Here is a 13,226-nt window from a genome sequence, read left to right as displayed (position 1 = left end):
CATGAATACTCCTCCCCTTCCCGTTGTGTTGCCGCTCTTCATGGCCGCGCTTCTGGCTGCTCTGGAACAGCTGCGCTCCCGGCGCCGTGTGCTCGACGTCCTCTCCCTTCTGACCGCCCTTGCCGTGGTGGTTTTCGACCTCCTGCTTCTGGAGCGCTCTTTGGCCGCCACACTGGTCTACTGGTTCGGGGACTGGAGCCTGATGCGCGGCTTTCCCGTCGGCATCGCCTTCGTCATCGACCCGGCCGCAGCCCTTTTGGCCCTGCTCGCCTCCCTTCTGACAGTTGCCGCCCTGCTCTTCTCCTGGCACCACTTCCACGCCGTCCGCACCTATTACCACACGCTGATGCTCCTTTTCCTCGCCTCGCTGCAGGGGTTCGCCCTCACCGGCGACCTCTTCAACATGTTCGTCTTTTTCGAGCTGATGGGTGTCGCCGCCTACGCCCTGACCGGGTACAAGATCGAGGAAAGCGGTCCCCTGGAGGGAGGACTCAACTTCGCGGTGATGAACAGCCTCGGTGGGCTCATGGTGCTACTCGGCATCGGACTTCTGTACGCCAAGACCGGGGGATTGAATCTCGCCTGGATCGGAGCCGCCCTGCACGGTAAACCGGTCACGGCGCCTGTGGGCGTCGCCTTCATGCTCCTGTCCGTCGGTTTCCTGGTCAAGGGGGCCGTGTTCCCGTTCCACTTCTGGCTTCCCGATGCCCACTCGGTAGCCCCCACCCCGGCCTCCGTCCTCTTCTCCGGCATCATGGTGCAGCTTGGCCTGTACGCGGTGGCGCGCATCTACTGGGTGGTCTTCAGCGACGTGCTCGCCCAGGCTCCGGTGCAATCTGCTTTCCTCGGCATCGGCATCGTGACGCTGCTGGCCGGTGGCGCCATGGCCTGCCTGCAGCGCCACCTGAAGCGCCTTCTCGCCTACTCGACGGTTAGTCACAGCGGTCTCATCCTTGCCGGGTTTGCACTGCACGAGCGGCAGGCCCTAGAGGGGACCCTTCTCTACATCTTCGGGCACGGCTTAATCAAGGGGGGGCTCTTCATCGCCACCGGTATCCTCGTCTACCACTTCCGCTCCGTGGACGAGAAACAGTTGCACGGCAAGTGCCGTCGGCTGAAGATCACCGGGGTCCTCTTCCTCCTTGCTGGACTGGCCCTCGCCGGGCTCCCCCCCTTCGGCACCTGGGCCGGCAAAGGGATCATCGAGGAGAGCGCGCGCGGGCTCGGCTACGGCTGGCTTGTCCCCTTTTTCGCCCTGGGGTCCGTGCTCACTGGGGGAGCGGTCCTGCGCGCGGGGGGCGGGATCTTCTTCGGCCTCGGGCATCTCGATCCCTTCTCCAGTTCCGCACCCGCCTCCGGTGAGGAAGGCGCGGAAGCGGAAAAGTCGAGGGGGCCCACGCCGGTGATCATGATCCTTCCCATGGCCCTGCTCCTTTTGAGCTCTCTTGGTGTCGGGCTTCTGCCGCAGGGGCAGCAGGTAGCAGCGCTGGCCGCGGCGCGCTTCGTGGATCGCGATGGATACCGGCATGTTGTCTTGGCGGGAGAGCGGCGTATGACGCCCCCTCTGTCACGCGTCGCGCGTCCCGGGTTGGGAGGCGGCCTCATCGCAGCAGCCGGAGCGGTCGCGCTTGCCACGCTGTTTCTGGCACCGGGGCCGCTGCATGGCCGCGCAACGAAGCGGATCAAGTCCATCGTCAGGGGGCCGGTTGTTCTCCTGCGCCGGGTGCACAGCGGCTATATCGGGGACTACGTCGTCTGGTTCACCGTGGGTACGGCCGCTCTGACTCTGCTTGCCCTCCTTTCCTGGTGAGACTTACGGGGGCAGTTTGCGGCCTATGTCACAGCGGCCTTTTCAATTGATTAAAAAAAATCAATTCCATATAATCGACTTGTGTATGGGAGATAAAAAGGCCGTAAAAGGAGGAAGTTATGGCAACGCGTGGCACAGGTCATTCACCGGCAAACGTCACCAAGCATCTGAAAGGGATCGACTTCCCGGCAGAGAAACAGGATCTTTTAAAACACGCTCAACACATGAAAGCAGAGAAAGTGGTTCTCGACGAGATCCAGAAAATGGAAGAAAAGGAATATGGCAGCATGGCGGACGTCATGAAAGCATTCGGTAAAGAGGGGAGCGAAGAATCAAGCTCTAAATCTGGCAGGAGCAAACAACAATCAGGCGGACAGGCAGGCCAAGGTAAATCCCACAGCAGGTCTTCCCATCATTGACCCTAATCCCACCCCCTCCCTTCCGGGAGGGGTTTTTTTTATTCCCTCTACTTCGTTATGAGGTCGTTCTTAACTTCCTGGACACCCTTCACGCCGCGGGCGATCTCGCCCGCTTTCCTCGCGTTCTCCGCCGAATCCACGAAGCCGCTCAACTGCACCACACCCCGGTAGGTGGTGACGTTGATCTGGAACGTCTTCAGGGCGAGTTCGTCGAAGATGGCGGCCTTGACCCGGGTGGTGATCACCGAGTCATCCACGTACTCTCCTGCCGACTCGCGCTTTGGCGTGGTAGTGCAGCCGGTGAACGAGGCGAGCATGCAGGCACAGAGCAGGACAGTAACGATGCGTCTAATCTTAGCCATAATGATCTCCTTTGTGCTGGATTGGTTCGGCCGAAGCCGGTTAAGCATATCTAACCAACCAGTGCATCGCAAGAAGATAAATTTGAATTTATTAATCACGACACTATACTTGGCGATGGCTCTGGGGAAGCCGCTACACAGGAGGTCAATCATGAAGTGCGCTCTGTTACTACTTGTACTGCTGGTGCCCGGGGTGAGCGACGCCCTCGCCGTTGACCCGTCCATCTGCAATCCTGGGTCGACGGCAATCTACTACCCGAACGGCGACCTGAAGTCCTGCAACCTGAAGGACATCACCATCCTGAGCGGGGTCAGGTGCAACTTGTTGGCGGAGGCCGAGTTCTACGAACAGGGGATGTTGAAGAGTTGTGTTACCAAGGACTTCTTCTACTACGAGGGGTTGGTCTGCAATGAGTACGGGGCTATCAGCTTTTACCAGTCCGGCAAGCTGGAGGGATGCGTCCTGGCCACGCGGGTGGAGGTGGACGGCAAGACGTGCGTGGAGCAGCAGCCGATCTCGCTCTTCGAGAACGGCCGTTTAAAGTCGTGCAGTTCGCCGCGCTAGCCTCTGCCCAGGCGGCGCATAACGAGTTTCATGTCTTCCCAAACGTGGCGCTTTAGTCCCTCGTCAGCAAGGAGCGCCTCCGGGTGCAGCGTCGGCATGACAGCCATCCCCTGCAGCTCGCGGAAACGGCCACGCAGCCGCACCAGGGGAGTTCGGTCGTTCAGAAAGAGCGAGGTCGCTTCCTCTCCAAGTGACACGACCACTTGGGGAGCAAGTTCTGCAATTTTCGCGGACAGGACCCGCGCCATGGCGTCTTGATCCTGTCCCGCTTCGAAGCTCACCAGGCAAACTTCATCCCGCTTGAATTTCATCCCCGCGATGATCTTGGCAAGGAGTCCTCCCGGCGCTCCGGCAAAACCTTCCCCGGACATAAGGAAGAGAAGACCGGAACCGGGTTGCCCCTCCTGGCGCAGAGACGGTTCTGCGGCAGCGGACGCAGGGGCCGCCGGGGAAGGTTCCGAGGTTGCCGCGCCCGTACCTGCGCCTTCGGCTGCTGCAAGGGGGATGTCGCCGGCCGTGGCAGTAGCCGCAACTATGTCTGCACCGCTGGAAGCAGCAGTCAGCTCCTCAAGCGGGGCGGCCTCGAAGAGAAGCTCGTCGACACCGCTCTCCGCCAGACCGGTCAGGTACCCCTTGAGCGAGCGTAAAAGCAGTTCCCGCTCCTCCATCTCCGCCATGGCAAACCCCTTTACATTTCCCGTTTCATTAACTATGCTCGAAAGCATGCCGCTACTGATTCTCGCCACAGCCCTGATACTTCTGGCGCTCCCCGAGCAGGCACTTGCCTGGGGGGCCGGGGTGCATCTTCAACTCGGCATGAACGTCCTGAACAACCTCGACGTCCTCAAACCCGCAGTAGCCGCCGTCATCGCAGCACACCCGTACGATTTTCTTTACGGCACCATCGCGGCCGACATCACCCTGGGGAAGAAGTTCACCCACTACCTGCAACACTGCCACCGCTGGCGCATAGGGCACCGGGTTCTCGACAAGGCCGGCGATCCCGCACAGCAGGCCTGCGCCTACGGCTACCTGAGCCACCTGGCCGCCGACTGCATCGCGCACAACTACTACGTCCCCTTCAAGGTGATGCGGAGCTTCTCATCGCTAACCCTGAAACACGCTTATTGGGAGATGCGTTTCGAGAACTACGTGGATAAGGAGATCTGGGACACCGCGAAGAAAGTGGCGCAGGAGCATTTCAGCAGCAACGATGAACTGCTGCGCAAGGTGCTCTCGGATACCATCTTCTCCTTCGGCACCAATAAGCGGATCTTCAATTCCATCCTGCTGGTGAGCCGCCTCGAGAAGTGGCAGAGCCTCCTGTCGACCCTGTCCGATACCTCGCGCTATCAGCTCGAAGAGGACGACCGGGAGGAGTACATGCGCCTCGCCCAGGAAGCGGTCTTCGACTTCCTAAACAACGACGACTCCTCACCTTTCTTCCACGCCGACCCAACCGGCGAGCGGGCGCTCGCCGCCGCCGAAGCGGTGCGCAAGAACCTGCGCCTTCTCTACCGCACCGGCAAGATCACCAAGGACCAGGCGTACGCCGAGCTCGACGAGATCAAGCTGAAGCTGAAAGAGGCGATCTGCGAGCCGGAACTGCTGCTGCAGATCCTCTCTAAATAGCTCCCGGCCGTCCTGCCTAAACACCCCTTCCCGCCGCAATTAAGCCTTGCTAGCCGCGCTCCCCGCCGCGCAGATGTTCCACGTGCTCCAGGATCACGCAGGCGAGGTCCTCTTTCTCCATGATGGGGAGTTCCTCCACCCGGCCGTCACGGAAGAGAAGCTTCGCGATGTTGGTGTCCACGTTGAAACCCGCCCCTTCCTGCGAGACGTCGTTCGCCACCACCATGTCCAGGTTCTTCTTCTCCAGCTTCACCCCGGCGTTGCGTACGAGGTCCTGCGTCTCGGCGGCGAAACCGACCAGGATCCGCTTTTCTTTGCTCGCACCGAGCTCCGCCAGGATGTCCGGGTTCTTCTCGAGCTCGATGGTGAGGCTCTCCGCCTCCTTCTTCATCTTGTTGCCGGCACGCAGTTTCGGGCGGTAATCGGCGACCGCGGCCGCCTTGATGACGACGTCGGTTTTCTCGAGGCGCTCCCGCACCGCGTCCCGCATCTGCTGCGCGCTCTGCACGCGGACCACGTCCACCCCAAGCGGCGGCGCGATACAGGTCGGTCCGGTCACCAGGGTCACCTCGGCGCCGCGCAGGCGCGCCTGCCGGGCGATGGCGTACCCCATCTTCCCAGAGGAGTGGTTGCTGATGAAGCGCACCGGGTCGATCTCCTCGAGCGTCGGTCCGGCCGTCACCAGGATGCGCGTCCCCGCTAGCCGCTTCGGGGTCAGGGCCGCCACCGCCTCCTCGAGGATCACCTCGGGCGCCTGCAGTTTCCCTTCACCCTCGTAGCCGCACGCCAGCATGCCGCAGGCGGGGGCCACAAAGAGGTAGCCGTGTGCCTTCAGGCGCGCCTCGTTCTCCTGGTAAATCGCGTTGCGGTACATGTTCACGTTCATCGCCGGCGCGATCAAAACCGGTGCCCTCGTCGCCATCACCGTGGTGGTGAGGAGGTCATCCGCGATGCCGTGAGAGATCTTCCCGATGCAGTTGGCCGTGGCCGGGGCGATGATGAAAAGGTCAGCGCGATCGGCGAGCGCGATGTGGCCGATTTTCTCCTCGGAGATCAGGTTGAAGAGCTCCAGATGCACCGGGTTCCCGGAGAGCGTCTGGAAGGTGAGCGGCGTCACGAACTCGGTGGCCGCTTTGGTCATCACCACGTGGACATGGGCTCCCGCCTTGACCAAAAGACGCAGCAGCTCCACAGCCTTGTAGACAGCGATACCGCCGGTCACCCCGAGAACGATCTCTTTCCCCTTGAGCATGGCGTCCCCCTAGTCGTTGAGGTACGGGTTGAAGCGGCGCTCCTGCCCGATGGTGCTGGAGGGGCCGTGCCCGGGCCAGACGATGGTATCGTCCGGGAGCGCCATCAGCTTGGTGCGGATCGAGGTGATGAGCTGGTCGTGGTTTCCTCCCGGGAGGTCGGTGCGCCCGACCGAGTCGGCAAAGAGGGTGTCGCCGGTGAGCACCAGCTTTTCGTTGGCGAGATAGAGGCAGCAGCCGCCCTGGGTGTGCCCGGGGGTGTGCAGCACCTCGATGACGCGCGCACCGAGCTGAAGCTGCATCCCGTCGGTGAGGAAAAGGTCCGGCTCCGGCGAGTCCTCCACGGTGAGCCCGTACTTCGTGGCGGAGCGTGACGCGTGCACCAGGAAGTTGAGGTCCTCCTTGTGCGCCAGAAGCGGCGCTCCGGTCTTCTCCTTGAGCCTGCGGTTGCACCCCATGTGGTCGAAGTGGCCATGGGTGTTGACGATGTACTTCACGTTGATGCCGAACTGGGCCACCGTGGCGAGGATGATGTCGCAGTCCGCGCCCGGATCCACCACCATCCCTTCCTTACTCTGCTTGTCCCCCAGGATGAAGCAGTTCACCCCGAGCGGTCCGACGACTATGGTTTCAAATAGCATGGCTATTCCTCCCGTCACTTCTTAAGGATGGCGAACGGGTTGTTGCTGAAGCTTTTCCGCTCGCGCTGGTCCTGGCGTTGGTCCTGGCGTTGGTCCTGGCGTTGGTCCTGGCGTTGGTCCTGGCGTTGGTCCTGGCGTTGCTGCGTAGCCGTTTCAGGCCGGTCGGCCGGGCTAGGCGGCTCCGGCGCGGTTACCGTCTCCGCAAGCAGTTCGGAGGGCTCGAGGCACGCTCCCGCTTCCCCCTCGGCAACGGCCGGCTTCTCCTTGAAGAAGTAGCGGTCGTAGAGGCGGTGATAAGCGGTCCAGCGGGACGGGTTGTCCGGCTCTTTTCTTATGTGGGTCCGGATACCGTTGATCTTCGAGTCGAGGTCGTCCAAGTAGTTGAGGATGGTCGCTTCCAGGGTCTTAGGACGCTTGGGCGAGCCGTACTCGTACTGACCGTGGTGCGACAGGATCATGTGTTTAAGGAGCATGGCGAGCTCGGCCGGAAAATCCGGGAGCTTCGCGATCCGCTCATGCAGCATCTCGACGCCGATGGTGATGTGACCGAGCAGCTTCCCTTCATCGGAGTAGTCGAAGCAGCGCAGATAGGTCATCTCGCGCACCTTGCCGATGTCGTGCAGCAGCGCGCCGGCGACGAGGAGGTCGCGGTTGAGCCCCTGGTAGAGCGGCACCATGGCGTCCACGAGCCGCGCCACGGAAAGCGAGTGCTCCAGGAGTCCCCCCAGGTAGACGTGGTGCATCCCCTTCGCCGCAGGTGCCGTGCGGTACTGCGCCATGAGCTCCGGGTCCTCGAAGAAGGAGCGGAGCAGCCTGGCGAGGTCCTGGTCGGCCATGCTGGCGATCAGGGCGTGCAGTTCGGCCTCCATGCCCTTTATGTCGCTGTCGGTCTCGGGAAGAAAATCGGCGAGCACCACGGTTTCCTCGGGAACCCGCTTCAGCTCGGAGACGATGAGCTGCATCTTGCCGAGGTAGACGCTCGCCTTCCCCTTCACGGCGAGGAAGTCGTTTCTGTCGAACAAAGAGCCGACCTGGTCCGCGTTGTCCCAGATCTTGGCATCCACCTCCCCCGTCTTGTCCATCAGCCTCAGGGTGAGGTACGGCTTGCCGTTCTTGGCCATGGCGACGATCTTTTCCTTGACCAGGAAGACCGCCTCTACGATGTCGCGGTCTTTTATTTCGGCAACGGTCTTTTTCAAGTAGGGCTCCTTGTAATAAAAATCATGCTGATACGGTGCGGCAGCTCTAGCGCCCGGCGGCGATCCTCGCCGCGATGGCGTCGGCCACCCGGATGCCGTCGAGAGCAGCGCTCATGATGCCGCCGGCGTAGCCTGCCCCCTCCCCGGTCGGGTAGAGGCCGTTATGGCTTTTCGACTGCAGATCTTCCCCTCTCACGATGCGCAACGGGGCAGAGGTCCGCGTCTCCACGCCGGTAAGCGTCGCCTCGGCCGAGATGAAGCCGCGCATCTTCCGGTCGAAGTACTCGATCCCCTCCCTTAGCGTCGCCGCAACCGGCGCGGGAAGCAGCGAGACGAGGTCGTACTCGGTAACACCGGGGCGGTAGCTCGCGTGTATCCGCCCCACACCCTTGCCGAGAAAGCCCATGAGGCTCTGGGCCGGGGCGAGGTACCCTCCCCCACCGGCGTTGAAGGCGCGCCGCTCCAACTCGCGCTGGAACTCGACCCCGGCAAGCGGGGAAGCCCCGGCGAAATCCGCGGGCCCGACGGTCGCCACGAGGGCGCTGTTGGCGAAGGGGCCGTTTCTGCGGTAGCCGCTCATGCCGTTCACCACCACCCCGCCGGTCTCCGAGGAGGATGCCACCACCACCCCGCCCGGGCACATGCAGAAGGAGTAGGCGGAGCGGCCGGTTCGCTCGTTGTTGTAGGCCTGGAAGTACTCCGCCGCGGGGAGCGAGGGGTGCGCGTTCCGGCCGTACTGAATCTCGTTGATCAGGGCCTGCGGGTGCTCCACCCTGAGCCCCACCGCGAACGGCTTTTGTTCCATGTTGACCCCAATGGCGTGCAACAGGGCGTAGGTGTCGCGTGCGCTGTGCCCGGGTGCCAGCACGAGCGTGTCGCACGGCTCCTCGCCGGTCTCGTTCACCATGACGCTCGCCACCCGGCCGGCGGCCATCCCGATCCCGGTCAGCCTCTGCTCGAAGCCGACGGAAAAGCCCGAGGCGATGAGCCGCTCGCGGATGCCGCGCACCACCGCGCGCAGCCGGTCGGTGCCGATGTGCGGCTTCGACGCGTAGAGGATCTCGGGCGGCGCTCCGAAGTCGACGAAGCGCTGGAGCACCCAGCCGCAGTTCGCGTCCTTCACACGGGTGGTGAGTTTCCCGTCCGAGAAGGTGCCGGCGCCCCCTTCCCCGAACTGCACGTTGCTCTCTGCGCACAGCTCACCCAGGCGCCAGAAACGGGAGACGTCCTTCGCGCGCCGCTCCACGTCGCGCCCACGCTCGAGGATCCGGGCGGTAAGGCCGTACTCGGCGAGTCTCAACGCGGCGAAAAGCCCCGCCGGGCCCATGCCGACGATGACGATGCGCTCGGAAGAGGAGAGACGCGGGAAGCGGGGCGCGGCAGGCGGCTCCACCCGCGTCACGTCCCCCTTGGGCTTCACCCGCGACTCGTCGGCGAGCGATACCCGGACCGTGTAGACCAGCTTGATGGCCCCTTTCTTCCGGGCGTCCACACCCTTTTTCACCAGGGTGAGCTCCGTGATCTCTGCTTCGCGCACGCCCAGGCCGGCGGCGGCCAAAGGACGCAGCGCACTCTCCTCGACGCCCGGGCTCAGGGTGAGGTTACGTAACAAAAATGGCATGGGGTTTCCGTCAGGCGGCGCCGGCGCCGCGCCGTTTTCTTTCCAGGAGCTGCTCGACGATGATGACGATGTCCAGAGGAGAGGTTGATTTCGGGATGTGCACCTTTGCTCCCATTTCGGGAATCGGGTGTTCGTGCGGGGCGCCCTGGAACATCGAGGTCAACAGGATGAAGATCGGCTCCGGCTCCCTCGCCAGGCGCCCCATCTCCAGGGAGGCGCTCACCCCTCCCATGCGGGGCATGATGAGGTCGAGGATGACAACGTCGAAATCGCCGGCGGCATAGGCCTCGACGCCGCACAGGCCATCCTCTGCGGTCACTACGGCGAAGTCCGCACCCGTGAAGGCGTCGGACATCACCTTCAGGAAGAACTTGTCGTCGTCTACCAGGAGGATGCGGCCCCTGCTCTCTGCTGTCATTTCGACCTCAAGGCGTGTGGAATGCGACATCATACAAAAATGCGGTCGAAAAGAAAAGCGGAAAGCACCCTTTTATCTCGGCGCGTTAAGCGGCAGGCGCACCGCGAAGGTGGTGCCGGCGGGGTCGCTCTTTTCCACCTCGATCTTGCCCTTGTAGGTCTTGACGATGCGCAGCACAACCGAGAGCCCGAGACCGGTGCCGCGGCTGTTCGTGGTGAAGAAGGGATCGAAGATGTTGGGAAGGTTCTCGGGGGGGATGCCGGGACCGGTGTCGGCGACACGCACCGTGAGGAAATCCTGTTCCTCCTCGAGGGACACGGTGAGGGTCCCCTCCTCCGGCATGACGTGGATCGAGTTCAAAAAGAGGTTGGTGAAGATCTGCTCGATCTCCATGGGGTCGGCCTTTATGGCGGGAGGAAGGCTTCTGAAGTCGCGCACCACCTTGATCCGCTTCTGGCGCAGTTGCGGGGTGAAGGCATCGAGGGTGTGCTCGAGAACCCGGTCCACCCGGACCTCGCTGATCTCGAACTTCGGGCGCTTCGCGGCGTCGAGGAGCTTGCCGAGGATGTTGTCGATCCGGTCCACTTCCTTGAGGATCTTGTCGACGTACTCCTCGCGCTCCGGCTCGTCCAGCCCGCTCTTAATCAACTGGACGAAGAGCGCGATCGAGTTGAGCGGGTTTCTGATCTCGTGCGCCATCCCGGCGGAGAGGTAGCCAAGCGAGGCGAGCTTCTCAGACTGCACCACCTCGGCCTGGGCCCTGGAAAGCGCCTCGCTCTTTTCCTGCACGCGCGCCTCGAGTTCCCGGTTCCAGTCCGCGATCTCGGCCAAAAGCCGCTCCCGCTCGCTCAAGAGTGCGCGGTTTTGCAGCTCGATACCGCGCAGCTTCAGCACGCTCTCGATCCGCTCGACGAGGTCCTGGTTGTTGAAGGGCTTGAGGATGTAGTCCGACGCCCCCGCCTTCATCAGCTCGACGGCGATTTCCTCGCTTCCCTTGCCGGTGAACATGATGACGTAGGTGTCGCTGTAGAGCCGCTTGATCTCCCTCAGGGCGGTGAGACCGTCCATGTTGGGCATCATGTAGTCCAAAAGGACCAGCTCCGGGCGCTCCCGCTCTATGGTCTCCAACCCCTCCTGCGCGCTGAGGGCTGTGTAGACCTGGTAGCCGCGGTTTCTCAGGATGATGCCGGTAAGATCAAGGATGACCTTCTCGTCGTCGACGATCAGGACGCGGCCGCGCGGCGCTTTTTCCACATCGCTCATTTCAGGTCCTGCTCCTTCCGTATAGGATCAAAAACATCAAAAAAAAGGGGCAGCGAACGCTGCCCCGCATGGATGTATGCCGTTTTTATCAGGGAAGCCTCACCGTGACCACCGGGCAATGCGCTTTGCGCACCACGCGCTCAGCGGTCGAACCGAAAAGCAGGTGGTCGATACCGCTTCTCCCCTGGGTGCCCAGAACGATGCAGGAAGAGCCGTCGGTTTCGGCCCGTCTCATGATCTCTTCCCAGGGTACCCCGGTCACGATGGCGGTCTCGTAATTGGCGAAGCCGGCGATGTTTTGGGTGATAAAGGTGCTCATCATCTTCTGCGCACCCTCCTCGATCTCCTTCTCAAGGTTCTCAAAGGAGACGTGGGGTACGTAGAAGCCGCGCAGGTCGACCGGCTCGTTGATCACGTGCATGATGGTCAGGCGGCTGTTGAACTGCTTGGCAAGGGTCAGCGCGTAGGTAAAGGCGTGGCCGGAGCTTTCGGAAAAATCGGTGGCGAAAAGTATCTTGTCGAAGTTTGGCATCTGGACCCTCCCCGGTTTTCGGCGATCAGAGTCAGTGGCTCGTTTCCTTGAAGATCTTCTTGAGGATCGACTTAAGCTCGTCGATCTTCACCGGCTTGTTGATGTACTCGAAGGCCCCCAGGTTCATCGCCTCTATATAGGATTCCACCCCGCCGTAGGCGGTGATCATGATTACGTTGCTGGACGGATAGCTCCTGTTCAGTTCCTTCAGGAAGGTGATGCCGTTCATCTCGGGCATATTGATATCGGTGACGATCAGGTTCACTTCCTGCTCGCGCAAGTAGTTGAGCGCTTCGAACCCGTTCGCAACACTGTCTACCAGGAAGCCTTCCTTGGCAAGTAGTCGGGAGAGGCCGATGCGAGCGTTCTCCTCGTCGTCTACCACCAGTATTCTCTTCGGCTGCTTTGGCAAGATCGGCTCCATATTCTTATTAAAATCTGCAGGATTGATTCTAACACTAGGGAACCCGCTGTCAAGGGCGGGTAAGCCCTCTTCACAAGATTCCGTAACTGGTCGTAGTGAATGGTCTTACGCGGCGAAGACGAAGCGGGGGCATCCCCGCGCAATCCAACTCGCAGCAGCCCCCTTCACATTAACGCCAGTCACAGTCACTTCTTACCGTCTCCCGGCCCAAACCTGCCGTACCCGGGAAGGCGACGCATCGTTTCCGGTCTCACTGTCCCGCTTCGCGACCGGTCAACTCCACGTGCGCAGGCTTTCCCGACTCACCCAGTGCCTTGAGGGGGCGGCCGTTCAACTCACCCTCGACCGCGCCACCGTCACCGAGATCGAGAACGAAGGAACGCTCCCCTTTCCACTCGATGATGTCGCCGGCCTTCAGGTCGTAGCGCTGCGAGATGCTGTCGTCGATGGTGATGCTGAGCCAGCTGTCCTGGGTGAAGCGCAGCTTCAGCACGATGCCTCCCTTTTTGCCGGGCGGCGTCGCTGTGCTCTCCCCTTCCGCTGGGGGCGCGGGAAGAGCGCCGCGGCTTGAGCTTAACGGCTTTTGAACGGCAAGGGGTGCAGGCGCGGGAACGGCTGCCGGCGCAGGGGGTGCCGCCGGAGGGGGGGCTACAGGACGCTCATCCTCGGAGATGAAAACAGCCACGACAACCACAGCTATTAGCAAAAGCGCAGGCACCGCCCACCGTCCGGGACCGGCCACCCTGACCCGCTCCAGGCTCACGATTCCGGGCCGCTTTGATTCGGCCTCTGTGGTGTTGGTGGCGGTAGGCTGTAGGCCGGGAGGAGGAGCGAGCCCCTTCTCGTACCGCGCCACGATATCGTCACCGGAAAGGGAGAGGTACCCGGCGTAAAGCCGCAGGAACCCCTTGATATACGCCGCATTGGGGAGCTTTTCAAACTGTCCCGCCTCGATGGCGACCAGGTAGTTCTTCCCGATCTTCGTGACGCGGGCGGCGTCTTCCAACTGAAGCCCCTTCGCCTCGCGGGCCCTGCGCAGGTACTCCCCGACCGGGAGCTCCGCGCCGTTTTCCAACTCTGGCTCAGCCAC

Annotated in this window: 15 protein-coding genes; 4 read left to right on the top strand and 11 right to left on the bottom strand. The window is 62.2% G+C overall.

Annotated features, from left to right (window positions below; translation table 11 throughout):
* Nucleotide 1: 1 nt before the first annotated feature.
* Both E8L22_RS19200 and E8L22_RS19195 read left to right on the top strand, forming a co-directional pair.
* Nucleotides 2-1,810 carry a complex I subunit 5 family protein gene (locus tag E8L22_RS19200; RefSeq protein ID WP_136526718.1) on the top strand — a complete coding sequence of 603 codons (1,809 nt, stop codon included), beginning with the start codon at nucleotides 2-4 and terminating at the stop codon, nucleotides 1,808-1,810.
* A gap of 119 nt (nucleotides 1,811-1,929) precedes the next feature.
* Nucleotides 1,930-2,229 (top strand): DUF2795 domain-containing protein, encoded by a 300-nt coding sequence (locus E8L22_RS19195; protein WP_136526717.1) that lies wholly within the window; start codon nucleotides 1,930-1,932, stop codon nucleotides 2,227-2,229.
* 47 nt (nucleotides 2,230-2,276) lie between these two features.
* Here E8L22_RS19195 and E8L22_RS19190 read toward each other — a convergent pair whose 3' ends face one another.
* Nucleotides 2,277-2,591 (bottom strand): BON domain-containing protein, encoded by a 315-nt coding sequence (locus E8L22_RS19190; protein ID WP_136526716.1) that lies wholly within the window; start codon nucleotides 2,589-2,591, stop codon nucleotides 2,277-2,279.
* A gap of 151 nt (nucleotides 2,592-2,742) precedes the next feature.
* Here E8L22_RS19190 and E8L22_RS19185 point away from each other — a divergent pair, with 151 nt between their 5' ends.
* Entirely contained in the window at nucleotides 2,743-3,156 is a 414-nt protein-coding gene (locus E8L22_RS19185; protein ID WP_136526715.1) for a hypothetical protein, read from the top strand.
* On the opposite strand, the gene E8L22_RS19180 is transcribed toward E8L22_RS19185, so the two are convergent.
* A complete protein-coding gene (locus tag E8L22_RS19180) occupies nucleotides 3,153-3,833 on the bottom strand; it encodes a uracil-DNA glycosylase family protein (protein ID WP_136526714.1) in 681 nt (226 codons plus the stop codon). The two genes, E8L22_RS19185 and E8L22_RS19180, sit on opposite strands and share 4 nt — an antisense overlap.
* Nucleotides 3,834-3,879: 46 nt before the next feature.
* On the opposite strand from E8L22_RS19180, the gene E8L22_RS19175 reads away from it, so the two are divergent.
* On the top strand, nucleotides 3,880-4,788 hold the full coding sequence (locus E8L22_RS19175) for a zinc dependent phospholipase C family protein (protein WP_407925357.1): 909 nt from the start codon (nucleotides 3,880-3,882) through the stop codon (nucleotides 4,786-4,788).
* 49 nt (nucleotides 4,789-4,837) lie between these two features.
* Here the strand turns inward: E8L22_RS19175 and coaBC are convergent, their stop codons facing one another.
* The 9 genes from coaBC to E8L22_RS19130 form a co-directional block, all read right to left on the bottom strand.
* Nucleotides 4,838-6,040, bottom strand: coding sequence for a bifunctional phosphopantothenoylcysteine decarboxylase/phosphopantothenate--cysteine ligase CoaBC (coaBC, locus tag E8L22_RS19170; protein WP_136526712.1), 1,203 nt, complete (start codon nucleotides 6,038-6,040; stop codon nucleotides 4,838-4,840).
* Nucleotides 6,041-6,049: 9 nt separating this feature from the next.
* Nucleotides 6,050-6,679, bottom strand: a complete 630-nt coding sequence (locus E8L22_RS19165) for an MBL fold metallo-hydrolase (protein WP_136526711.1) — start codon at nucleotides 6,677-6,679, stop codon at nucleotides 6,050-6,052.
* Nucleotides 6,680-6,693: 14 nt separating this feature from the next.
* Nucleotides 6,694-7,878: a 3'-5' exoribonuclease YhaM family protein gene (locus tag E8L22_RS19160; RefSeq protein ID WP_136526710.1), complete on the bottom strand. Its 1,185-nt coding sequence runs from the start codon at nucleotides 7,876-7,878 to the stop codon at nucleotides 6,694-6,696.
* A gap of 46 nt (nucleotides 7,879-7,924) precedes the next feature.
* A complete protein-coding gene (locus E8L22_RS19155; protein WP_136526709.1) occupies nucleotides 7,925-9,499 on the bottom strand; it encodes an NAD(P)/FAD-dependent oxidoreductase in 1,575 nt (524 codons plus the stop codon).
* 10 nt (nucleotides 9,500-9,509) lie between these two features.
* Nucleotides 9,510-9,917 carry a response regulator gene (locus E8L22_RS19150; RefSeq protein ID WP_136526708.1) on the bottom strand — a complete coding sequence of 136 codons (408 nt, stop codon included), beginning with the start codon at nucleotides 9,915-9,917 and terminating at the stop codon, nucleotides 9,510-9,512.
* Nucleotides 9,918-9,989: 72 nt separating this feature from the next.
* The gene (locus E8L22_RS19145) at nucleotides 9,990-11,180 is read right to left on the bottom strand and encodes a hybrid sensor histidine kinase/response regulator (protein WP_136526707.1); all 1,191 of its coding nucleotides are present in this window, start codon (nucleotides 11,178-11,180) and stop codon (nucleotides 9,990-9,992) included.
* An 88-nt stretch (nucleotides 11,181-11,268) separates the two neighbouring features.
* On the bottom strand, nucleotides 11,269-11,712 hold the full coding sequence (locus tag E8L22_RS19140; RefSeq protein WP_136526706.1) for a universal stress protein: 444 nt from the start codon (nucleotides 11,710-11,712) through the stop codon (nucleotides 11,269-11,271).
* Between the two features lie 31 nt (nucleotides 11,713-11,743).
* On the bottom strand, nucleotides 11,744-12,124 hold the full coding sequence (locus E8L22_RS19135; RefSeq protein ID WP_012530095.1) for a response regulator: 381 nt from the start codon (nucleotides 12,122-12,124) through the stop codon (nucleotides 11,744-11,746).
* Nucleotides 12,125-12,386: 262 nt separating this feature from the next.
* The gene (locus E8L22_RS19130; protein WP_136526705.1) at nucleotides 12,387-13,226 is read right to left on the bottom strand and encodes a helix-turn-helix domain-containing protein; all 840 of its coding nucleotides are present in this window, start codon (nucleotides 13,224-13,226) and stop codon (nucleotides 12,387-12,389) included.

Origin of the sequence: Geomonas ferrireducens, assembly GCF_004917065.1 — a bacterium.
GTDB classification, from domain to species: Bacteria; Desulfobacterota; Desulfuromonadia; order Geobacterales; family Geobacteraceae; genus Geomonas; species Geomonas ferrireducens.
Note: the sequence above shows the minus strand (reverse complement) of the source record. Positions and strands in the feature narration are given on the sequence as shown.